The organism is Stenotrophomonas sp. 24(2023), from assembly GCF_030913365.1.
Classification (GTDB): domain Bacteria; phylum Pseudomonadota; class Gammaproteobacteria; order Xanthomonadales; family Xanthomonadaceae; genus Stenotrophomonas.
In genome coordinates this window covers 3772581-3793200 of the sequence record NZ_CP133160.1, presented here as the reverse complement: position 1 = coordinate 3793200, position 20620 = coordinate 3772581, and the positions used below count along the sequence as shown (strand labels likewise).

Below are 20620 nucleotides of genomic sequence, written 5' to 3'. Positions count from 1 at the left end.
ATGTCCCGTCTCGCCCTTGTTACCCCGGCTACGGCCACCCCGGCCCAGCAACCGCTGCTGGACCGCACCGCCGCCAAGTTCGGCAAGCTGCCGGTCATCATGACGGCCCTGGCCAATTCGCCGGCCACCCTGGACAGCTACCTCACCCTGTTCCAGAACCTCACCGACGGCCGCTTCAGCAAGCAGCTGGCCCGCAAGATCGGCCTGGCCATCGGCGAAGAGAACGGCTGCGAATACTGCATTTCCCTGCTCGGCGCGATCGGCAAGCTGCAGAAGCTGACCGACGAGGACATCGCACTGGCCCGCCACGGCAAGTCCACCGACCCGAAGGAACAGGCACTGCTCGATTTCGTGCTGGTGCTGGTGCGCCACAAGGGCGATGTGACCGATGCGGAACTGCAGGCGGTCAAGGACGCCGGCTGGGGCGATGAGGACATCGTCGAAGTATTCGGCCACCTGGTGCTGAATTTCCTCACCAACTACCTGTGGAAGGTGTCGCGCAACGATGTCGACTTCCCGATCCTGCGCCTGTTCGACCAGAGCAAGATCGCGCGTGGCGCCAGCCACCCGTTCCAGCAGATCGCCTGATCCGCCCTTCCCCGCACCCACGGAACCACATTCCATGAATACCTCTTCGCTTCTTGCTGCCGGCGTGGCCGGCGTCCTGGCCCTGGGCACCGCCCAGGCAGCCACGCCCGAAATCACCTACCACTACGCCCAGGTCGACAACGTCCGCGTCTTCTACCGTGAAGCGGGCGATCCCAAGGCGCCCACCATCGTGCTGCTGCACGGCCTGCCCACCTCGTCCTTCATGTACCGCGAGCTGATCCCGATGCTGGCCGACCGCTACCACGTGATCGCCCCGGACATGCCCGGTTTCGGCTTCACCGAAGCGCCGCCGCGCGGCGCCTACGCCTACACCTTCGCGCAGCTGGCACAGACCATGGACCGCTTCACCGAAGTGCTGGGCCTGAAGCGTTACGCCCTGCAGGTGTTCGACTACGGCGCGCCGGTCGGCTGGCGCCTGGCCGTGGCCCATCCGGAACGGGTGACCGCGCTGATCTCGCAGAACGGCAATGCCTATGAGGAAGGCCTGAGCCCGGGCTGGGCGCCGGTCAAGCGCTACTGGAACGCCCCCACCCCGGCCAACCGCGATGCGCTGCGCGTGATGCTGACCGCGCAGGACATCAAATCGCAGTACACCCACGGCGTGGCCGACCCGCTGCGCATCGCGCCGGAAACCTACACGCTCGATCACGAACGCGTCTCGCGCCCGGGCAACGACGAGATCCAGCTCGACCTGCTGCTGGACTACCAGAACAACGTCAAGCTTTACCCCACCTTCCAGCAGTACTTCCGCACCCACCAGCCGCCGCTGCTGGCCGTGTGGGGCCGCAACGATCCCTACTTCCTGCCCGCCGGCGCGCAGGCCTGGACGCGTGACCTGCCCAAGGCCGAGATCCACTTCTACGACACCGGCCATTTCGCCCTGGAAACCCACGTGCGCGAGATCGGCCCGGTCATCCACCGGTTCCTGGATACCCACGTCGCCCGCGACAAGTAAGGCCGCACGGGGCGGTACCTGATGGCACCGCCCCATTCCCTATTGCTCCCTATATTCAATTTTCATGGTACAAATGGGAACATATTGTTTTCACCCACGATGACCATGTACCCGGAACTCCTCAGCGTCGAGCAGGCCGCACAACGGCTGGCCGTGCACCCCAGGACCCTGCTGCGCCACATCCGCAGCGGGCGGCTGCGCGCCACCCGCATCGGCAAGGCCTACCGGATCACCGGCGCTGACCTGGATGCCTTCACCGGCACCCCGCGCGCCGCGCCGCCACCGCACCCGCAGGTGACAACCATCGTCGATCTGCCCGCCTGCCCGGCACCCGCCGCCGCCGCGCTGACCACCGCACTGCATGCGCGCCTGGCCAGCCGCACCACGCAGGCCCCTGCGCTGCGCCTGGACACCGCCTATTCGCCGGAACAACAGGTGTTGAAGCTGATCCTCATCGGCGGGCTGGACGACACCCACGCCCTGCTCGGCAGCGTACAGCTGCTGCTGGCCCACGGTCCGCAGGCGTGAGCGCGCGGGCCCCTGGCCTGCCGACACCCCCGGTGATCGAGGCCTACCGGCAGGTACTCTCGCAGTGGCCCGTGCCCTGCCAGCAACAGCACGTGCGCACCCGTGCCGGCGCTACCTTCGTGGTCAGCTGCGGCCCACGCGAGGCACCACCGCTGGTGCTGCTGCATGGCACCCTCAGCAACGCCGCCAGCTGGATGTTCGATGCCGCCCACTGGAGCACGCATTACCGCGTGCACGCCATCGACCTCATCGGCGAGCCCGGCCTGAGCGCGCCCACCCACCCCCTGCTGGACAGCGATGGCCACGCACAGTGGCTCGGCGATGTCCTCGATGCATTGGGCATCGATGCCGCCGCATTCGTCGGCCTGTCCTTTGGTGGATACCTCGCGCTCGACCTGGCCCTGCGCCAGCCGCAGCGGGTGCAGGCACTGGCGCTGCTCAGTCCATCCGGCCTGGGCCGGCAGCGCGCGTTCCTGCTCAAGGCCCTGCCGTTGCTGCTGCTGGGCCATTGGGGCCGACGGCGTCTGCGCACGCGGGTGATGGGGCCGCAAAGCACGCCTCCACCCGAACAGGCGCGCCCCCTGCTGGCCCTGCTCGACCTCATCCACGCCCAGGTGCGCCCACGGCACCTGCGCATTCCGCGCATCGACGACGCGCGGCTGGCCACGTTGCGCCCGCCGCTGCGGATGATCATCGGCGGCCGCGACGCCTTGATCGATGCGCACGATGCCGCTGAACGCACCCGCCGCCTGCTGCCCACTGCCGAGGTCACGCTGCTGCCCGAGGCGTTCCACTACATTCCCGGCCAGCGCGACACCCTGCTGCACTGGCTGTTGTCACAACGGAGCCCGTGCCATGCATGACGCCCTGCACCACATCAACGACAGCCGCGTCCTGCGCTGTGATGACGCCGGGCCCGTACTGGACGCGGCCGGCCTGCATGACCTGGTCGGCACCGCGCTTGGCCACGGCGCACAGTGGATCGCCGTTCCCTGCACACGCCTGCCCGCGCAGTTCTTCGACCTGCGCAGCGGCATGGCCGGCCACTGGCTGCAGACGCTGGTGAACTACCGCCTGCGCGTTGCGGTACTGGGCGATGTCAGTGCACTGCGCCAGCGCAGCAGGGCACTGGACGCACTCATCACCGAAACCAACCGCGGCCGCGATGGTGCGTTCGTGGCCGACTGGCCAGCACTGCAGCGGTGGCTGCAGGGCACCGTGCCGGACTGACCAGGCCGCGCGTTCACACGCTGGCAACCGCCGCATCCGAACGCGCCGCCACGAAGCCATCCGGGCGTACCAGCACCCCCCCATCGTCGGGCAGCCAGGTCAGCGTGCGCCAGCTGTACCCTGCATCGGCAAACTGGACATCCCGCCCGAGCACCCACGTGGCCGGCATCGCCGGGTCCAGGCTCGCCTGCGCCCGGTGCGGCAGGCGCGCCGCTGGGCCGGCCAGCTGCACGTAGCCACGGCCCAGCAGGTCCAGAGTGGACACACGGGTACCGCCACACAGCAACCAGGCATGCGGGAAGCGCGTGCCGCACTGGGCATGCAGCGCCGCCACCGGTTCCAATGCCGCATCAGCGGCGCCGTCTCCTGCAGCGGGATAGCGATACCGCAACGAAAGCGCCCCCGCATCGATCAACCCGGCGAACACCTCACGGTTGCCTGCGGTGGGAATGCCGAAGCGGGCATCGAAATCCGTGCGCAGCAGGGCCTGCTGGCCGTTGCGTACCGCCAGTGGCCGGCGCTCGCGGGTATAGCTGTGCAGCAGGTCCGGACCCGCATGGCCCTGCAGGATGGCCGCCAGCTTCCAGGCCAGGTTGTGCGCATCGGCAATGCCGGTGGTCGCGTTGAAGCCGCCCCACGGGGGCATCAGGTGCGCCGCATCGCCACACAGCAGCACGCGGCCCTGCTGGTAGCGTTGGGCAATGGCCACACCGGTATGCCAGGTGCCATGGCTGATCACCTCCAGCGCGATGTCCTCGATCCCCAGCGCCGCCCTCAGCAGCGCCGGCAGCGCTTCAGCCGGGGGCGGCCCCTGTGCGGGGTCGTACTTGAGGTGGAACGACCAGCGGTCGGTGTTGTTCATCGCCAGGAACAGGCCCTGTACCCGGTCGTTGGCCACCTCGCACTGGCTGAAGGTGCGCCCGGCCACCGCGCCGGCCAGATCGGCGGCGAAGAAGATGTTCACCAGATGGTCCGGCCCCGCCGTTTCATCCCGCCCGATGCCCAGCTGCTGCCGCACCGTACTGCCACCGCCATCGGCACCGATCATCCACGCCGCCGCGATGGCCTGCGGTTCACCCGCCGGCCCCTGCACGGTGGCCTGCACGCCCCTGGCGTCCTGCCTGAACCCCAGCAGGCGATGACCGAAGCGCACATCCCCCCCGCGTGCCTGCAGGTGCGTACGCAGCACCGGTTCGATCAACGTCTGCGGGCAGGCCACGAACTGCGACGGCGAATCCCCTGCGGCCGCCAGCTTCTTCTGCATGGCCGACACATCGATCAGCGGCTGTGCTTCCACCAGCGAACGCCCGCGCCGCGCGCCACCAAAACCGCCCTGCCGCCACGCCGTGGCGGCGACATCGCCGATCGCCGCGTCCAGGCCGATCTGCCGGAACAGTTCCATCGTGCGCAGGTGGATGCCACGGGCGCGCGGCAGCGGTGAAACACCGGCGTGCTGCTCGATCAGGATGAAATCAATACCGTGGTGCTGCAGGAACAATCCGGCCGACAGGCCCACCAGGCCGCCGCCAACGATAAGCACCGGTGTTTTCAACAGAGCATCCGTCATGAGGGGTTTCCAGGGGAACAGAGGTCGCAGCACGCTCAATCCATGCCGGTACGGCCGGGTGCCCAGTGCGGCTTGGCAGCGATGCGCGCGGTGGCCACCCCCAGTGCCTTCAGCACGCGGCGCAGGTGCTGAACCGTTGCGGCCTTGCCGGTCAGCACGAACGTGGCGTCGCTGCCAGCCAATGCCCGCAGGCGCGGCTCCATCGCGGCCCAGTGCGCCTCGTGTGGCTGACGCGCATGCACCTCCACGCCGGTCAGGCCCAAGTGGCCAAGCACCGCATGCGCGCTCTGCGCGTCGTCCACTTCAAGCAGGCACTGCACCGGCACGGTGCCGTGACGGGCCAGCGCCTGTGCCAGCGCGATCGAGGTTTCATCCCCCACCAGCACGCACACCGCACCGGTACGGCCCGGATCCACTGCAGGCCGTGGCCCGAACACATGGCAGGCATCGCCGGCCACCGCACCCAGCAGCCACGCACTGCCCGGCCCACCGCCATGGCTGAAGCCGAGCAGCTGCGTGCGGCCAACGGCGGCATCCCACGTCATCGGCGTATAGGTGCGCGCCACGAAGGCCGATCCCATCGCCACCTGCAGCTTCTGTCCGGGCTGCCAGGCCACCTCGCGGAACGCCTCGCTCTCCAGCGTCAGCACGCGCGCATGGCGACCAATACGGTCAACCGCGGTGATCCGTGCCTGCTTCATCAACAGGCGGATCAGGGTGCGGCTGATCCGCCCCGGCGGTGCGGCCGGTGCATCCAGCGGGCTGCGGCTCATCGGGTCACCACCGTGAACTCGTTGCCGCGCCCTTCGTTGATCGCCAGCTGCTGCGACAGGTAGCCGTTGGCCGGGTCACGCACATGGTCCAGGTAGGCATTGCCATGGTCGAAGGCATTCTCGGCCAGGATCACCGTGCCGGTACGCAGGTGCGGTTCCAGCAGCTGCAGCACCGGCAGGTACAGGCTGAAGGCCCCATCCAGCAGCACCAGGTCGATGGGGCCATCGATCAGCGCCAGCGTCTGCCGCGCATCACCCACGCGGATCTCCACCAGATCGTCCAGCCCGGCCTGCGCCAGGTGGTCCTGCGCGCGCACCGCTTTGCCCGGCTCCAGTTCCGTGCCGATCAATGCGCCACCGCCGTTGTCACGCAATGCGGCCGCCAGATGGATCGTGGACACGCCCATCGAGGTGCCGAATTCCACGATGCGCCGCGCCCGGCAGGCACGCGCGCACTGGTACAGGAAGCGGCCGTACTCTGGGGTCACGTTGAGGAAGTTCTGCGCGTAGCCGCGGTACACACCGTGCAGGTCTTCCGCTTCGGCCGCCAGCAGCCCGGCAAAGGCCTCGGCCAGGTCCACCCCGGCATCCGGGCCGTCAGCGGGGGGCATCACATCGGCATCGGCCAGCGCCGCATCGCGGAACAGCCGGTCCAGGGTCTGTGAAACAGGGGCAGTGTTCAGGGAATTCATGGGGGCGTGCCTTGGGTCATCGCAAGCGGGGCTCCGCTTGCCTGGCCGTCATCCTAGGCAGCCCCCGGGGTGACATCATTGGGAAAGCTGGCCAATCTATTTCGCGATCCTGCCAACCCGCTGCCCATCCGCTGCCCGCCCTACCATGCCTGTCCTGCGCCAGCTCAGTGATTTCGATCCTGCCGACATGTTCGACGGCGATACCGTGCCGCGCGATCTGGTCACCTTCGGTGCCGACGGCATCGTGATGGCCGACCTGCATGCGCAGATCGCCGACACGCTCAACCAGCAGGAAGACGACTTCCACTGCCATCGCAAGAGCCAGCTGGTCCTGCTGCTGCGCGGCGTGCTCACCTGCGAGGTCGAGCGCGACCTGTGGCTGGTGCCACCGCAGAGCGCCATCTGGGTGCCTGCCGGTACGGTCCACCGCATCGAAGCGGCCGGCACGCTGCAGGCCTACGTGGCCTATGTCGCGCCGGGCGTGGCACAGGCGCTGCCCACCCGCTGCTGCATGCTCACCGTCAGCCCGCTGCTGCGTGAACTGATCCTGCGCTCGGCCGAGATGCCCGTGCTCTATGACGACGGTGGCATCGACGCGCACCTGGTCACGCTGCTGCTGGATGAAATCGCCATCGCCCCCATCGGCAACCTGCACCTGCCGGTGCCGGCCGACGTGCGCCTGCGCAGGATCGTTGCGGCCCTCATCAGCGCCCCGGCCGAGCGCGGCACCGTGCACACCTGGGCCCAGCGCGTTGGCATGAGCGAGCGTTCGCTGGCACGCCTGCTGGAACGGGAAACCGGCATGAGCTTTGGCCGCTGGCGGCAACAGCTGCACCTGATCCTGGCGGTGAAATGGCTGGAAACCGGTGCCCCCGTGCAGAAGGTGGCCGAAGACCTCGGCTACGAGAGCGCCGGCAGCTTCGTCACCATGTTCCGCAAGGCCATGGGGGCCTCACCCGCGCGCTACATCGCCGAGCGGCGGGCCGGCCCCTAGGGGTTCCCCGATCAGCGGCGCACTACATCTGCCTGGGCCACGCGCACCGGCCCACGCAACAGCACGAAGCCCAGCAACCCCAGCATCACCGCCGCACCGGCCCACATCGCCTGCTGCCAGCCCTGCACGAACGCGGCCTGCGCGGCGTGCCGCACCGCCGCCGAATAAGGCTGGCCTTCGTGCGCGATCACCAGTGCATCGGCAATGCCGCGCCCGGCGGTGGCCGCAACCGCCGCCGGCACGTTCCCCAACAGCGGGCCGATCGCCCCGGCATAGCCGGCCGTGAACACCGCCCCCAGCAACGCGATACCCAGCGCGGTGCCGAATTCGCGGGTGACATCATTCAGCGCCGACGCCACGCCCTGCTGGTCCGCCGGCAACGCGGCCGTGATCGCCTCGGTGGCCGGTGCCATCGCCAGCCCCATGCCGACCCCCATGACCAGCATGCCCGGCAGCACCGACAGATAGCCGCCCACCACCGATACCTGCAGCGCCATCAGCACCAGCCCGCACACGCCCAGTGCAATGCCCGCCGCCAGCGTCAGCCGTGGGCCGATGCGTGCCGCCAGCCGTGGCGCCACACCGGAAAAGCCCATCATCATCACCGCCATCGGCATCAAGCCCAGGGTGGCGCGCAACCCGCTCCAGCCCAGCACCGCCTGGAAGAACGGGAACAGCACGATGAACACCCCGGACTGCACGCCGAACCACACCAGCAACGCCACCGAACCACTGGACAGCCCGCGCCGCGCGAACAGCCGCACCGGCAGGATCGGTGCCGGCTGCCGCCGTTCCCAGGCAATGAACCCCAGCACCGCCGCCACACCTGCCACCAGGCTGGCCAGCACCGGCCACGTCCCCCAGCCCTGCTGCGGCCCTTCGTGCAGGAACACGATCAACCCCAGCACCGCCACCACCGACAACAGCGAACCACCACCATCGAAGCCGTGCGCATGCGTCTGGCGCGCATCGGGAATGCGCCGCCACGCCAGCACCGCCGCCACGGCCACCAGCAGCACCGGCAGCACGAACAACCCGCGCCACGACAGGTGGTCCACCAGCAGCGCCGACAGGAACATGCCGAGGATGCCGCCGCCGCCGGCCACCGCCGTCCATACGCCGATCGCGCGCGACCGCTCCGCCGGGGGAAACACAGAAGTGATCACCGACAGCGTGACCGGCATGATGAACGCCGCCCCCACCCCGCTCAGCAGGCGCGCCACCAGCATCAGCGCGGTGCTCGGCGCCAGCGCCGAAAGCACGTTGGCCAGCCCGAACACCGCCAACCCCAGCAGCAGCACCGGCCGCCGGCCCCAGCGGTCACCCACCGCGCCCAACGGCAACAGCAGTGCCGCCAGGCTGATGGTGTAGGTGTTGATCATCCACAGCACTTCGCCCTGCGTGGCCCCAAGGTCCAGCGCCAGGTAAGGCTGGGCGACATTCAGGCCGGTCACCGCGGCAATCACCGCCATCAGTGCCAGGCACACCGTCAACAGGATGCCGCGCCGTGCAGCCGCATCCTCGATGAAGGCAGGCGGATCGTTTGCAGCGGCAGCGGCGGGGAAGTCATCGGTGGTAGACACTGGAACTCCACTCATGGGTCAATGGGCGAAAACCGGAGCACCGGCTTTATGTATCTTCAAAAGATACGTGATGGCCGATGGCACGTCAAACACGCGTGCCCTCGCCCTGCCCCGGGTGCATGAACCAAGGATTCCCCACGATGAACAAAGACACCCGCCTGTCCGATGTGCTGCATGTGCTGCTGCACCTGGGCCATGCCAGGGAGCCGATCACCTCCGAGGTGCTCGCACGCAGCATGGGCACCAACCCGGCCGTGTTCCGCCGCACCATGGCCGGCCTGCGCGAGGCCGGGCACGTCAGCTCCGGCAAGGGCCACGGCGGTGGCTGGATGCTGGCCCGCCCGCTCAGCGCCATCACCCTGCTGGATGTCTACACCGCACTGGGCCGCCCCACCCTGTTCGCCATCGGCAGCCGCCCTGCCCAGCCGGACTGCAAGGTGCACAAGAGCGTGAACGCCGCCCTGGCGGGCACCCTGGCCCAGGCCGAAGCCCTGTTCGTGCAGCGCTTTGGCGAAGTCACCCTGGACAGCCTGATGCCCGGCACCCGCAGCGGACCGCCGGCCCCCTGCGAAAGCAACTGAGGATCACCGCGCGACTTTCCGACCGCGTTCCGACGGCCGGCAGCCCAGCATCGGCAACAGGCCACACGGGCATGCCAGATGACTGCTACAGACGCGGGTGTATTGCACAGCAAGGTCGCCACCGTCACCCTCGCCTTCTGGGTGATGAAGATCGCGGCCACCACGCTGGGGGAAACCGCCGGCGATCTGCTGTCGATGACACTGGGGCTGGGCTATCTCGCCAGCTCGGGGTTCCTGCTGGCGGTGTTCGCCGGCCTGCTCGCCGGGCAGTTGTCAGCGCCGCGCTTCCATCCGGTGCTGTTCTGGTCCGTGGTACTGGCCACCAGCACCGCCGGCACCACCCTGTCCGATCTGCTGGACCGCACCCTCGGGCTGGGCTATGCCACCGGCGCCACGGTGCTGGCGGCCTGCCTGGCACTGGTGCTGCTGGCCTGGCGGTTGACCGGGAAATCGATCTCGGTCAGCGCCATCACCTCGCCGCGCGCGGAAGCGTTCTATTGGACCGCCGTACTGCTGTCCAACACCCTGGGCACCGCCCTCGGGGATTTCCTGGCCGATGATTCCGGGCTGGGCTTCACCGGCGGCGCACTGTTGATCGGCGGCCTCATCGCGCTGACGGCGCTGGCCAGCCGCATCGCCGGCATCAACCGCGTGGTGCTGTTCTGGATCGCCTTCGTGCTCACCCGTCCGTTCGGCGCCACCTTTGGCGATCTGCTGACCAAGCCCCTGGAAAGGGGCGGGCTGGGCATCGGCACCGTGGGCGCGTCACTGGTGCTGTTCACCCTGCTGGCCACCCTGGTGGCCGTGTCGATGCGGCGGCGGCGGGCCATCGCATGAGCACCCCACGCCAGTCCCCCTCCTTTCCCCCGCGCGCGGACAGGCCGATGCACAGCAACGCAAAGCACGAGGAAATGCGCTCGCTCCTGATCGGGCTCGCCGGCACGCAACTGCTCGCGGTGGTGTTCGGCCTGGTCTACTTCGCCTTTCTCACCTACCGCCACCATCTGGATGCGCTGGATATCGGGCTGCGGGTCTGGGGCTATCTGGCGGTAGTGTTCCTGCTGCTGCATGTATTTCTTGCGGTGAAGCAGTGGCGGGGAAGCACGTAATCGCAATGTACCCAAGCCGAAGTGGCTGATGGATGTGTCGTGATTACCTTTGGATTCACGCCCAGACGCCGTGTTGGTGAACGCCGATAAAGATACTCAGTGCTCAGCAGCGCGACATGGATCGCATTTCCTGGCACAAACCACCCTTATGACCGAAACGACGCCTCTACATTCGAGTCACGTCAAACGGAACGTGACCCATGAAAATGATCATCGTCGAGGGGGATCGGCATAGCGGCGGCGGCGCGGTCATCACGGGATCAGCCACTACTGACATCGATGGCAAGCCGGTGGCCAGGATCGGCGACAAGGCCACCTGCCCCAAGCATACCGGTGTGTTTTCCATCGTCACAGGTGATCCCACATGGATCATCGATGGGAATGCGGTGGCCCGCCACGGCGACACGCTTGCCTGCGGCTGCAGTCTTGAATCGCATCAGCAGCACCGTGTCCTGATCAATTCCGAGGGTGATGGAACATCCATGACCGGCGTGTCAGCCTCCGGCACAACCACCGGCGCGTCGCTATCGCCAACAGTTCGAAGCCGTGCGCGCTTCGTATGACACCGCCACCCATGAACTGCATATCACACGTGTTCCTACCCTTGTTTCCTGGGTGAAGGCAGACGCCACTACAGACGGATTGCTTCGGCGCGAACCCTCTGTCCTGCTGAAGCTGAAGACCTCCGCCCATCCCAGTCTCGCAGCGCAGGACCTGCTATCGGTCTTCCACGCACAAGCACGATGGGAGACTTGATCCATGGCCACCACCCTTCCGACAGGCATCCGTGCCATTGGTCAGCTCATCAGCCGTTCTGTGGCGATGAGATGGCCCAGACCTGCGACGGGAGTTGTCCCGTTGGAAGGCACCAGAACCGGTGATTGCAGCAGTCAAGGCGACGCTACCGACTGCAATGCATGCGCTTTGGGGAAAGGGGCGCTGGTACCAGCAGCACCGCGCCGTGCGGTCCGTCGCCAGAACAAACTCAACTGGGACTACCAGTTGCAGATCGCGAACATGCATGCCGGGCCGGAACACTTCAGTTACTGCGACAAAGACACGGGCCTGCCCATTACCGACTTCGACACATCCCTTGCAGGGCGTGCCATCTCTGCGATCAAAGGCGCTGCGCAGCCCAATGCCGAACAGCTCAATCTGATAGAATGGCTGTACGGCGGGGTGTACTTTGATGGTTTCTGGAGATCACAGTGCACGGTAGTGGATGCAAAGGGAAGATACGCGCAGTTTCTATCGCGGGATGATGGCACACCTGCCCCAGGCTTCGCCGCAGAGATTGTGTTCCCAGGCCTTATCCTGGAGGCAAACCGCCAGATTTCAGCCATAAGCACCGCGCTTCCTCAAGCAAAACTGCAGTGGCACTTCATGCAAGCGGAGGTGTGCAGCTGGGTTACTCCCACCATTCCAAAGCCAATTATCTGCCACCACACCCCCTACGCTCAGAAGGTCATCCAAGCATGATCTCCACTTACATTCGCATCGACATCACCAAACAGGTCAAGACCGATTTCCAAGCTTCCTATCGTCAGTTGCGGGAAACGCTCCGACGAATCCCCGGAAATCATCTTTGGTTCTGTGGGGTCAACGCGCCTGGCCAGCAACCTGTCAGGTTCGAGCAGGAAGACATCGCGCTGCCTCGGCTACGCAAGCGCTCCGAACTACTGGGCTCGACATCGTTCGGCGCCTATGTTTCCAGCGACAATGCGACCCGCCGCTTCCCGGGCCTGATAGAGATCGACTACAACCCGGAATGCAGCTACATGACCATTTCCGTCTATAGGCCCGACGAAGTCAAAGCAAACCCGACACCGATTGTCTCGGACATCCTGCTTGCGGTACTGGAAGGCGAGCCCGGAATCACCTTTGCCTTCGCGGATGTCTACGACAAGGTTGACGGGGCGTTCAAGTACTACCGCACGGCGCACGCCACGTTTCCCCACCGGAAGTGTCTGGGATGGATGGCCTATGTTCCCGAAACGGTCACCCACGAACAACTGCCGTTGGCCGCTGCCATCCTGCCCGCACCCGGCGGATCAATCATTGTCTCCATCGACGAGGCATTCAACCTTGCGGACACGCACCATATCCAGCGCGCCAACCAGATCGAGATGGACATGAGCGACCTGGAGTTGCTGCCTGTCATCGATCCAACCTTCTAGTCCAGCACTCCCGCGCACCGGCACAGGGGAGCCGTCGGCCACCCGTGTTGGGCGCGCGACTGCCCTATCCGGCCGCGTTGCGCCAGCGCCATTGGCCCGGGTGACCAGCAGACGGTCGGCAGGGCCTGGCAATGCTTCTATAGTTGCCGGAACCCACCCATGGATGGCCCGATGACACCCTGCAAGACCCTGCTGCCCGCCGTTCTGACCGCCGTGCTGTTTTCCGCGCCGGCACTGGCCGCACCGCCCCCGGCTGCGGCGTTGCCACTCACCCGTGGCAGCGTGCAGGTGAACATCACCAACGGGCACGTGGAGGGCAACGTCTGCCTGTCCGACCGCCCCATGGAAGCGCGCGATGCCTTCGTCCTCAATGCCGGGCTGAACGTCGCGCGGGTCACCGACGGCGCGGGGGCGCCCGTGGACTTTGATGGCTGGTATGCCCCCGGCGTGGATGGCGAGGCACGCGTCTACGCGGTGGCCGGTACACCGGCCACGCTCTGCGTGCAGTATGTGGGCGCCTTCCCCGTGTATGCCGAGCATGATGCCCCGGCAGACTTCAAGGGCATGATGGCGTTCAACGGTGACAGCGCGCGCTTCACCGAACAGTCCGCCTGGCTGCCGCTGTCCTTCGACCCGAAGGCCCGCGTTCGCCGCAGCGAAAGCCGATACGACCTGCAGGTGGACTGCACCGGCTGCCGCTTCCTGTACCTCAACGGCAGCCCGGCCATCGAAGGCACGCAAGGCCGCTTCGGCAGCGATGCCACCCGGCCCATCCTGCTGTTCGGGGGCAGCGGGCCCATCACCCGCACCGCGCAGGTGACAATCCTCAACGAGACCCTGCCCACGGCGCAGGTCGATGTCTTGTCCGGCATGGTCAAGCGCATCGCCGATCAGCATGGCCGCTACATGGGCCAGCCGCTGGCCGAGCGCCCCACCTTCCTGCGCATGGTCACCCTGAACCAGGTCGAGCGCGACCGCCACGGCAGCGAATGGGGCTTTGCCACCTGGCCCACCATCGCCATGAGCGGCAGCGTCGGCAAGGTAGCCGGGGCGCTGCAGGCCGGTGGCGACCCGGCGCAGCAGCGGGTGCAGTACCTGGCCCACGAAATGGCGCATTACTACTTCGGCACGGTGAACCGGCCACAGGGACCTTACTTCTGGTTCCTGCTGGAATCCACCGCGGAGTTCCTGTCCATCAAGGCACTACGCGCCATCAGCGGCGATGCCGCCGCCGACGCGTATGTGGCCCGCCTGCAATCGGCCATCGATACGCAGGACACACCACCGCTGTCGCTGGATGCCGTGGATGAGGCGTCGGACCTGGACGAAACATACAGGTATGGCTATGGGCCGCTGCTGCTGCTTTCGCTGGAATCGCAGGTGGGCCAGGCCCGGATGCAGGCCTTCATGCGCGGCCTGCTGGCCGCCCCTTCGCCGCGCAACTGGTCGGATCTGCAAGGCATCGCACGACGGGCCGGTATCGATGCCGACACATGGCAACGTTGGCAGGCACGCTGTGTTTCCGGTGGCAAGCGTCGATGCGGGACGTGATGGGCCCTGCCGCAGGAATGTCGGTTTTGCCTCGCTCCGCGGCCTCATGCACGCGGCAGAAGCCGCTGTTTTCGTTCGTTGCCGGCTTGGTTTCCACCACGGGTCTGCGCAATGGGTGTCATTACTGACGGCACCGTAAGGCCCCAGACGACACCACCTGTCGTGTTCCACATCGCTTGCACGCGATCGGCCATCCTCGCGACAGGAAGGACCCCGGAAACCGGCGCACCATAGATTCACACTCTTGGAATCCGATTTTTCTTAGGGACTTTCAATTGGAACTCAGGGCGACGACCTAAACACCATGGCCCGCCACCGACAACGGGTGGTGGGTCCATGACCCTGCAACAACAGTTGTCTGCGCTTGCCAGCCGGTACCGACCCCAAGCGGTGCCGGCTGGCAATCCGCTGGGGTGCTGGACGGGCAACGTGGGCGATGACGTACCTGTTCCAGGACACATCACCGCCCGGCATGCCCGGAGGACCACGCCCTGCCACATGCGCCGGCTGCCGGTGACACCTCCCCGCCCCGCTCTGTGCGATGGCACTCCAGAATCCAGCAGGCGCGAAGCCCCAAGCATCAAGTTTGGCGTGTCGCGGCCGCTCTTAAGCCTGGAACTGAATGTCGGATCGCACTGGCCATTGATGGTATCCGGTTGGCCATGGAGGAAGAAATCTTGAAGGACCAGGAACGCATCATCCGTTACTGGCATGCAGTCGAGCTGCTGCAGCCACAGGCGGCACCCAAGCTTGAAGAACGCAGCAGCCTGTACAGGGCATTCATCCACGACACACCCATACGCCACCCCGTTGTGCCCTGGGCAACGGAAAGCAGCGTCACGCAGCAGGCGCTGCCCGCCAAGCGCATCTGGAGCCATACGCTCTTCGCCCACCTGTATGACAGCCGGCTGGTTGCTGCAAAACTCGACGATGTCTATGGCGCCGGTCAGGGCTACCGCGAGCCGCAGCGTCGTGACTCTGCCTTGTTTGCGGCAAAGTTCACCCAGGATGGCCGCCTCGTCGCTGACAGCTGCGTGCTTTCCAGTGAAGCGTGGTTCCTCGGCCGGGTCCTGACCGGAAAGGACTGGGCCCGCGGATTCGAAGACGATCAGAAGGCATTCGGCGACCAGGCCTGCACCCTGCTCGGTGACCCGGTATCCGGTGACAGCCTGCGCGAACTCACCCGCTGGACGCTCCAGTTCCTCGGCGTGGCGGACTTCTTCGGCGACATGGACCGTCATCCGTTCCGCTTCCGCTCACAACCGGTCAACCCCGACAAGCCCGAACAGGAAGACGATCCCCTCAACAGTTTCCTGCTCGGCGATCTGGCCGACGCCGCCGACGCCATCGGCAAGGGCACGAAAAGCACGCCGCTGGATCACTATCTACGCCGGCATGATCCCCAGCCGCGCCTGCATGTGGACGATCCTGCCGCGTCGTTACCGCTGATCGACCGCTTGATGCCCGACGCCTATGCCGACAGTTGCTGGCCTACGGAACATCACCAGGGCCTCGTGCATTCCCAGCAGTTGGCCGTCAATACGATCCTGTCCACCCTGGCCGATGGCCAGGGGCTGCTGGGGGTCAATGGCCCGCCCGGCACCGGCAAGACAACCCTGTTGCGCGACCTGGTGGCCGCCATCATCACTCGCCGGGCCGATGCACTTTCCGGCCTGCGGCGTGCTTCTGACGGCTTTGCACGAAATGGGCGCGAAGCCGCCAATGACGGTGGCAGGCAGCAAACCTGCTTCAAGCTCGACCCGCTGCTGTACGGCTTCGAGATCGTGGTCGCCTCATCCAACAATGGTGCGGTGGAAAATGTCACGCTCGAACTGCCCCAGCGCGACAAGGTCGATGCAAGCTGGCTGCCCGACGCCGAATACTTCGCCGAGCTCGGGGAACTGGTCGCCGGCAAACCGGCCTGGGGGCTGATCTCAGGCCCGTTGGGCAGCAAGAAGCGGCGGACCCGGTTCGTCGATCGTTACTTCTTCGGGAACCGCCCCTCCCCCAACAGCGGCGACGACGCCGACCCGGCCGCCGAGGACGAAGCCGACCTCGCCGGCGATGGGGATACCGGCAGCCTTGTGGAGGGCCTGTTCGCTGCGCCCCCCGCAGCGGCGCAGCGCGCTGAAGACCGTGATGGTGAAGGCAGCCAGGTGACGCCCGGGAAAGAAAACGGGCCCAAAGGCCTGCTGGGCTGGCTCACTGCCAATGCCCAGGCCAACGCGGCCCGTTCTTCGGAGGAACGGCAGGCGCTGTGGCAACAGGCCGTTTCTGACTATGAAGCGGCCAAGGCCAGGGTGCGTACAGTCCGTGCCGATGCCGACCGCATTCGCGAACGGGTCCAGGCCATCTGCAAGGCCAGGAAGGCGATAGCCGACAGCATGCAGGCGCTGCCCGCGCTTGAGCAGACGCTGGTCGGCGTGGCACAGCAGCTTGAACGCCTGGATGCCGGGGAAGGCCGCCTGGCCAATACAGCACTCAACCAGTGCCTGCAGGCGCTGGCACAGCACCAGGCCCGCCAGCCGGGCCTGTGGGCAAAGCTGCTGAGCCTATGGAACGTACAGCGCACCTGGAACGCGACGCAGACCGTGCTTGCCGACCGTCATGCGCTGGCCAAGGCCGAATTCGCACGGGTCACCCGCCTGACCCGGCAGCTCGCGGCATCGAAACAGGACCTGGAACAGCAAATCGCCAGCGCGCGACAGGCCCTGGAAGGATTACAGCAAAAAGAACAGACCCTGGCGCAGGATGCTGCCCGGCTGGCCAGCGCCTGCCAGGCCGGCCACCTGCTGGCCTGGCTGCAGGGCGGCAGCATCGGCCATGGTGACGCCATCGAGCTTGCCGCACCGTGGCACATCGAGGGCTGGCGGCAGGCGCGCGCGCGCGTCTTCATCCAGGCGCTGAAGCTCCACCAGGCATTCTTCGCACTGGAGGCTTCCCGGATACGCGCCAATCTGTTCCTGGCCAACGGCCTGCTGACAGGCTCGCGCTACCAAGGGCTTTCACGCGATGCGATCCGCTCTGCATGGGCGTCGCTGTTCATGGTCGTGCCGGTACTGAGCAGCACCTTCGCATCGTTCGCTCGTTCGTTCGGCTCGTTGAATGCCGGCGAGATCGGCTGGCTGCTGGTGGACGAAGCCGGCCAGGCGTCGCCGCAGGCGGCGGTGGGCGCCCTGTTGCGGTCCCGCCGCGCGGTGCTGGTGGGGGACCCCCTGCAGCTCAAGCCCATCCTCACCGTATCCGACGCGGTGCTGGAGCATATGCGTACACGCTACCGTGTCGAGCCGCACTGGTTGCCCAGCCGTCAATCGGCCCAGACACTGGCCGATGAGGCCACCCAATGGGGCCGCATGGCCGGCCCGGCCAACAGCAAAGCCTGGGTGGGGCTGCCACTGGTCGTCCACCGCCGCTGCGACAGGCCCATGCACGACCTGGCCAACCGCATCGCCTACGATGGGGCGATGGTGTATGGAACCGTGGCACCGCGCGCAGGCAAGGAAACACCCGCCAGTCTGCCAACCGGCTGGATACAGGCTCGCGGCCCCTCCGAAGGCAACTGGGTGCCCGCCGAAGGCCAGGCATTGCACAGGTTGCTGGCACGGCTGCATGAAGAGGGTGTCAGCGCCAAGGACATTTCAGTCATCACGCCATTCAAGGCCATCCAGCAGAATCTCAAACATCTGCTGCGCAGCCGGATGGTATCCGGCACGATCCACACGATGCAGGGCAAGGAGGCGCCGGTCGTCATCATGGTGCTGGGAGGCAGCACGGAGGCATCGGGCGCCCGCGACTGGGCGGTATCCGAACCCAATCTGCTGAACGTCGCCGCGACGCGCGCCAAGCGTCGCTTCTACGTGATTGGCGACAGAACCGATTGGAAGCACCGCGCGTTGTTCTGCGATGTCATGGATCTGCTGCCGCTGCAGGAGATTCCCGAGATCGAACCGGCCGCCACCGTGCAATAGCGCCGTTGCCCGCCACCTCGCTGTGGATTTGTCGCATCTGGCCCGGGACTGAGGCGGGAAAGCACACGCTTCGACCGGTGATTACGCCGATTTCCGCGCAGGTTCCGGGCAGTCGTTTGAGCAATGGATTCCACTACGCACCGGTGCCACGCGCCTGCTGCGTCAGTTGGAGGCGCATTGGGCACATGACCTACAGGGATCGGTCTTTCAACGACAGGTGCCGTGTTAAGGGCGCATGCCAGAATAGCTGCGCCCTCTCGGACATCGCCATTCCTGCGCAAGTTTTCAATTGGTGTTCAGGGCGAAAGCGTGAGCAACTGGCCGCGCCACCGACAACGGGTGGCCGGGTCTGCAAACCCGATAAATGCGACGCCTGTTGTTTACGCTTGCCCGTCGGCACCATCCCTGAACGGTGCCGGCGGGCAATCCGTCGGCCTTTATGGCGGGCGGTGCGTGGGGGTCTTCGGACCCACCGGTTTATGGCGTCGCTTCTTCCGGTTTGCAGCCACGCATCGTCCGCCACCCGCCCTGCGCGGTGGCGTCACGCCTATCTGCCAGGGAAGCCGACATGACCAAGCCGCATACGTTCTCCTCCTTCGCCGCTGAGTCCATCAACGACGACAGCACCCCACGCCCCGATCTCAGCCTGTTCGCGGAAACCCTCGAACGCCTGCGTATCGATGAAGGCACCGACGGCCAGCGCTGGCCGGAAACCGACCTGCCGCTGGGGCGGCGCATGGCCCTGGCGCGGGTAGATCGCGCCGGCGTGGGCCTGCTGACCGTGGTGCAGATGCTGCATGCATCGGAACGTTGCCGGGTGGCGGGCCAGCCGGAACAGCATCTGGATGAGGGGGTGGTTGAGGGGCTGTTCTTTGCCTGCCGGGGGTTGGCGGAGGTGGTTTGTCGGGAGGTCAGGCCGGAGTGATGGCCAGGACACCATCCGTCCCGACCCTCCCCAACACCACGGCGGGCGCGGGACCAGCCTTCAGTTGCTCTGCTCAAGGGCAAGCAGAAGCCGGAGCCCCTGCCTCGCCAATCAGCCTCTTCCCTCATACGCCTGAACTATCAGAGGCTTAACCTGGTCCAGGTCATCGAGCGTGGCAATGGCAACCTCCAGATCTCCCGTTCCCCAGTGCCCAAAGGTCCTTGCGTCACGCATGTTTGGCTGGATCTGGGTAACCGAATCAGGGTTGATGTGCAGGAACAAGAGCAGCCGGCTCTTCTGCGGCACAACCGTTGCAAAGTTCTTCAAGCGTTTGAACGCCATGTACAACTTCAGTTCCTTTCTCTGGACATCATCACCAAGCGAACCGATGAAATCATCCAGTGAACCAATCAAGCCCACCATGTCCGGCCCATACAGCGCCATCCACTCGGCATATGTTTTGTCCCCTGCCGCACTCATGGATCGAGAGGGGCGGGAATTCTCCGCATCAACGGCAACGGCGCGGACCTGGGCCTTCGACCTACCATTGCTTACAGCATTCACCTGTTCAAACAGCAACAGATCGTCGCCAAACCGCCTGTAGCGAATAAGCTCCACGCTCTGATTGATCTGTTGAACCGCATGGGCATCAAACTTGGTGAAATCCGCCGCAATGCAGACAACCCGCGGAGAGCTCCAATCGATCAGCGCCGCGACGTCCACCCCAAGCGCATCCATCACCTGAAGCTTGAACTCAGCCTGGTGATCCATCAGCCAGTTAAGGTAATAAAGCCCCTGGTTGATAACGTTCTCGCCAACCGAGCGCTTGTATTCAAGAATGACCGGGCTGTTGTTCTCATCGAGCCCCAGTGAATCTATGCGCCCCCCATGAGTCTTCCCCGTTGCGTATTCCGTCGCAACGAAGCGAATGCCCAGAATGGGCAGCAGATTGGCCTCGATCAGGGTCTGTAGCGGCTTCTCCAGGTCCGAAGCACGGCCCTGCAGTTCGGTGGCTTTGCCGTCTACCACCCTGAAAAGCTTGATGTCACTCATTCCGCACGTTTCCTTTCAATTCTGCGCATAGCGTAGCCGCATCCAGTCCGGTCAGCTTCAACAAATGCACCCGACGCAAACAACGAGGGCGCCTCCTGGCGCCCTCGTTCTTTCAACTTACTCCCATTCGATCATCAACGGGGCTCGTAAGCCCGCGTGATTAAAGGGATTGGCTGTGATCAACATAGGACCTTACCGTCGTTTCTACCGTCAGAAGCGCACATCTTTTGCTGGCGCGGGAGATGGAGCGATTTGCGCGGCGTCGACTCCTTCGACTCTATTGTCAATCACCCCTTATCCTAACTTAGGAACCGGTAGCCCACCA

General features: G+C 65.8%; 20 protein-coding genes. 15 read left to right on the top strand and 5 right to left on the bottom strand.

Annotated elements, in window-relative coordinates; genetic code table 11:
- The 5 genes from Q9R17_RS17365 to Q9R17_RS17345 all read left to right on the top strand — a co-directional run bounded on the left by Q9R17_RS17365 (position 1) and on the right by Q9R17_RS17345 (position 3322).
- On the top strand, positions 1-588 hold the full coding sequence (locus Q9R17_RS17365) for a carboxymuconolactone decarboxylase (RefSeq protein ID WP_308155826.1): 588 nt from the start codon (positions 1-3) through the stop codon (positions 586-588).
- A gap of 34 nt (positions 589-622) precedes the next feature.
- Positions 623-1564 (top strand): alpha/beta hydrolase, encoded by a 942-nt coding sequence (locus Q9R17_RS17360; protein ID WP_308155825.1) that lies wholly within the window; start codon positions 623-625, stop codon positions 1562-1564.
- Positions 1565-1669: 105 nt separating this feature from the next.
- Complete coding sequence (locus Q9R17_RS17355) at positions 1670-2092, top strand: helix-turn-helix domain-containing protein (RefSeq protein WP_308155824.1); 423 nt, start codon at positions 1670-1672, stop codon at positions 2090-2092.
- Complete coding sequence (locus Q9R17_RS17350; RefSeq protein ID WP_308155823.1) at positions 2089-2955, top strand: alpha/beta fold hydrolase; 867 nt, start codon at positions 2089-2091, stop codon at positions 2953-2955. The genes Q9R17_RS17355 and Q9R17_RS17350 overlap by 4 nt, the downstream gene beginning before the upstream one ends.
- Entirely contained in the window at positions 2948-3322 is a 375-nt protein-coding gene (locus Q9R17_RS17345; protein ID WP_308155822.1) for a DUF4180 domain-containing protein, read from the top strand. Before Q9R17_RS17350 ends, Q9R17_RS17345 begins: the two co-directional genes overlap by 8 nt.
- Positions 3323-3335: 13 nt before the next feature.
- On the opposite strand, the gene Q9R17_RS17340 is transcribed toward Q9R17_RS17345, so the two are convergent.
- The 3 genes from Q9R17_RS17340 to Q9R17_RS17330 are packed head-to-tail and all read right to left on the bottom strand — an operon-like array spanning position 3336 to position 6354.
- Positions 3336-4889: an FAD-dependent monooxygenase gene (locus Q9R17_RS17340; protein WP_308155821.1), complete on the bottom strand. Its 1554-nt coding sequence runs from the start codon at positions 4887-4889 to the stop codon at positions 3336-3338.
- A 35-nt stretch (positions 4890-4924) separates the two neighbouring features.
- Positions 4925-5662, bottom strand: a complete 738-nt coding sequence (locus Q9R17_RS17335) for an SIP domain-containing protein (protein ID WP_308155820.1) — start codon at positions 5660-5662, stop codon at positions 4925-4927.
- The gene (locus tag Q9R17_RS17330; RefSeq protein ID WP_308155819.1) at positions 5659-6354 is read right to left on the bottom strand and encodes a class I SAM-dependent methyltransferase; all 696 of its coding nucleotides are present in this window, start codon (positions 6352-6354) and stop codon (positions 5659-5661) included. The genes Q9R17_RS17335 and Q9R17_RS17330 overlap by 4 nt, the downstream gene beginning before the upstream one ends.
- A gap of 145 nt (positions 6355-6499) precedes the next feature.
- Here Q9R17_RS17330 and Q9R17_RS17325 point away from each other — a divergent pair, with 145 nt between their 5' ends.
- Positions 6500-7348 (top strand): helix-turn-helix transcriptional regulator, encoded by an 849-nt coding sequence (locus tag Q9R17_RS17325; protein ID WP_308155818.1) that lies wholly within the window; start codon positions 6500-6502, stop codon positions 7346-7348.
- Positions 7349-7359: 11 nt separating this feature from the next.
- Here Q9R17_RS17325 and Q9R17_RS17320 read toward each other — a convergent pair whose 3' ends face one another.
- Positions 7360-8931, bottom strand: a complete 1572-nt coding sequence (locus Q9R17_RS17320) for an MFS transporter (RefSeq protein ID WP_308155817.1) — start codon at positions 8929-8931, stop codon at positions 7360-7362.
- A gap of 140 nt (positions 8932-9071) precedes the next feature.
- Here Q9R17_RS17320 and Q9R17_RS17315 point away from each other — a divergent pair, with 140 nt between their 5' ends.
- The 9 genes from Q9R17_RS17315 to Q9R17_RS17275 all read left to right on the top strand — a co-directional run bounded on the left by Q9R17_RS17315 (position 9072) and on the right by Q9R17_RS17275 (position 19242).
- Positions 9072-9512 (top strand): Rrf2 family transcriptional regulator, encoded by a 441-nt coding sequence (locus tag Q9R17_RS17315; RefSeq protein ID WP_308155816.1) that lies wholly within the window; start codon positions 9072-9074, stop codon positions 9510-9512.
- A 78-nt stretch (positions 9513-9590) separates the two neighbouring features.
- On the top strand, positions 9591-10349 hold the full coding sequence (locus Q9R17_RS17310) for a hypothetical protein (RefSeq protein ID WP_308155815.1): 759 nt from the start codon (positions 9591-9593) through the stop codon (positions 10347-10349).
- Positions 10350-10396: 47 nt separating this feature from the next.
- Positions 10397-10621: a hypothetical protein gene (locus Q9R17_RS17305; RefSeq protein WP_308155814.1), complete on the top strand. Its 225-nt coding sequence runs from the start codon at positions 10397-10399 to the stop codon at positions 10619-10621.
- Between the two features lie 200 nt (positions 10622-10821).
- Positions 10822-11184, top strand: coding sequence for a PAAR domain-containing protein (locus Q9R17_RS17300; RefSeq protein WP_308155813.1), 363 nt, complete (start codon positions 10822-10824; stop codon positions 11182-11184).
- A gap of 196 nt (positions 11185-11380) precedes the next feature.
- Complete coding sequence (locus Q9R17_RS17295; protein WP_308155812.1) at positions 11381-12100, top strand: Tox-REase-5 domain-containing protein; 720 nt, start codon at positions 11381-11383, stop codon at positions 12098-12100.
- A complete protein-coding gene (locus Q9R17_RS17290) occupies positions 12097-12798 on the top strand; it encodes an Imm52 family immunity protein (protein WP_308155811.1) in 702 nt (233 codons plus the stop codon). The genes Q9R17_RS17295 and Q9R17_RS17290 overlap by 4 nt, the downstream gene beginning before the upstream one ends.
- A 171-nt stretch (positions 12799-12969) precedes the next feature.
- Positions 12970-14349 (top strand): hypothetical protein, encoded by a 1380-nt coding sequence (locus Q9R17_RS17285; protein WP_308155810.1) that lies wholly within the window; start codon positions 12970-12972, stop codon positions 14347-14349.
- A 662-nt stretch (positions 14350-15011) separates the two neighbouring features.
- Positions 15012-18317, top strand: coding sequence for an ATP-binding protein (locus Q9R17_RS17280; RefSeq protein ID WP_308155809.1), 3306 nt, complete (start codon positions 15012-15014; stop codon positions 18315-18317).
- Positions 18318-18885: 568 nt separating this feature from the next.
- Positions 18886-19242 carry a hypothetical protein gene (locus Q9R17_RS17275; RefSeq protein WP_308155808.1) on the top strand — a complete coding sequence of 119 codons (357 nt, stop codon included), beginning with the start codon at positions 18886-18888 and terminating at the stop codon, positions 19240-19242.
- A 111-nt stretch (positions 19243-19353) separates the two neighbouring features.
- Here Q9R17_RS17275 and Q9R17_RS17270 read toward each other — a convergent pair whose 3' ends face one another.
- Positions 19354-20295 carry a DUF5655 domain-containing protein gene (locus tag Q9R17_RS17270; protein WP_308155807.1) on the bottom strand — a complete coding sequence of 314 codons (942 nt, stop codon included), beginning with the start codon at positions 20293-20295 and terminating at the stop codon, positions 19354-19356.
- Between the last annotated feature and the right edge of the window lie 325 nt (positions 20296-20620).

Coding starts and splice junctions, on each gene's coding strand:
- Q9R17_RS17365 (WP_308155826.1), top strand. CDS start 1: ATGTCCCGTCTCGCCCTTGTTACCCCGGCTACGGCCACCCCGGCCCAG.
- Q9R17_RS17360 (WP_308155825.1), top strand. CDS start 623: ATGAATACCTCTTCGCTTCTTGCTGCCGGCGTGGCCGGCGTCCTGGCC.
- Q9R17_RS17355 (WP_308155824.1), top strand. CDS start 1,670: ATGTACCCGGAACTCCTCAGCGTCGAGCAGGCCGCACAACGGCTGGCC.
- Q9R17_RS17345 (WP_308155822.1), top strand. CDS start 2,948: ATGCATGACGCCCTGCACCACATCAACGACAGCCGCGTCCTGCGCTGT.
- Q9R17_RS17340 (WP_308155821.1), bottom strand. CDS start 4,889: ATGACGGATGCTCTGTTGAAAACACCGGTGCTTATCGTTGGCGGCGGC.
- Q9R17_RS17335 (WP_308155820.1), bottom strand. CDS start 5,662: ATGAGCCGCAGCCCGCTGGATGCACCGGCCGCACCGCCGGGGCGGATC.
- Q9R17_RS17330 (WP_308155819.1), bottom strand. CDS start 6,354: ATGAATTCCCTGAACACTGCCCCTGTTTCACAGACCCTGGACCGGCTG.
- Q9R17_RS17325 (WP_308155818.1), top strand. CDS start 6,500: ATGCCTGTCCTGCGCCAGCTCAGTGATTTCGATCCTGCCGACATGTTC.
- Q9R17_RS17315 (WP_308155816.1), top strand. CDS start 9,072: ATGAACAAAGACACCCGCCTGTCCGATGTGCTGCATGTGCTGCTGCAC.
- Q9R17_RS17310 (WP_308155815.1), top strand. CDS start 9,591: ATGACTGCTACAGACGCGGGTGTATTGCACAGCAAGGTCGCCACCGTC.
- Q9R17_RS17305 (WP_308155814.1), top strand. CDS start 10,397: ATGCACAGCAACGCAAAGCACGAGGAAATGCGCTCGCTCCTGATCGGG.
- Q9R17_RS17300 (WP_308155813.1), top strand. CDS start 10,822: ATGAAAATGATCATCGTCGAGGGGGATCGGCATAGCGGCGGCGGCGCG.
- Q9R17_RS17295 (WP_308155812.1), top strand. CDS start 11,381: ATGGCCACCACCCTTCCGACAGGCATCCGTGCCATTGGTCAGCTCATC.
- Q9R17_RS17290 (WP_308155811.1), top strand. CDS start 12,097: ATGATCTCCACTTACATTCGCATCGACATCACCAAACAGGTCAAGACC.
- Q9R17_RS17285 (WP_308155810.1), top strand. CDS start 12,970: ATGACACCCTGCAAGACCCTGCTGCCCGCCGTTCTGACCGCCGTGCTG.
- Q9R17_RS17280 (WP_308155809.1), top strand. CDS start 15,012: ATGGAGGAAGAAATCTTGAAGGACCAGGAACGCATCATCCGTTACTGG.
- Q9R17_RS17275 (WP_308155808.1), top strand. CDS start 18,886: ATGACCAAGCCGCATACGTTCTCCTCCTTCGCCGCTGAGTCCATCAAC.
- Q9R17_RS17270 (WP_308155807.1), bottom strand. CDS start 20,295: ATGAGTGACATCAAGCTTTTCAGGGTGGTAGACGGCAAAGCCACCGAA.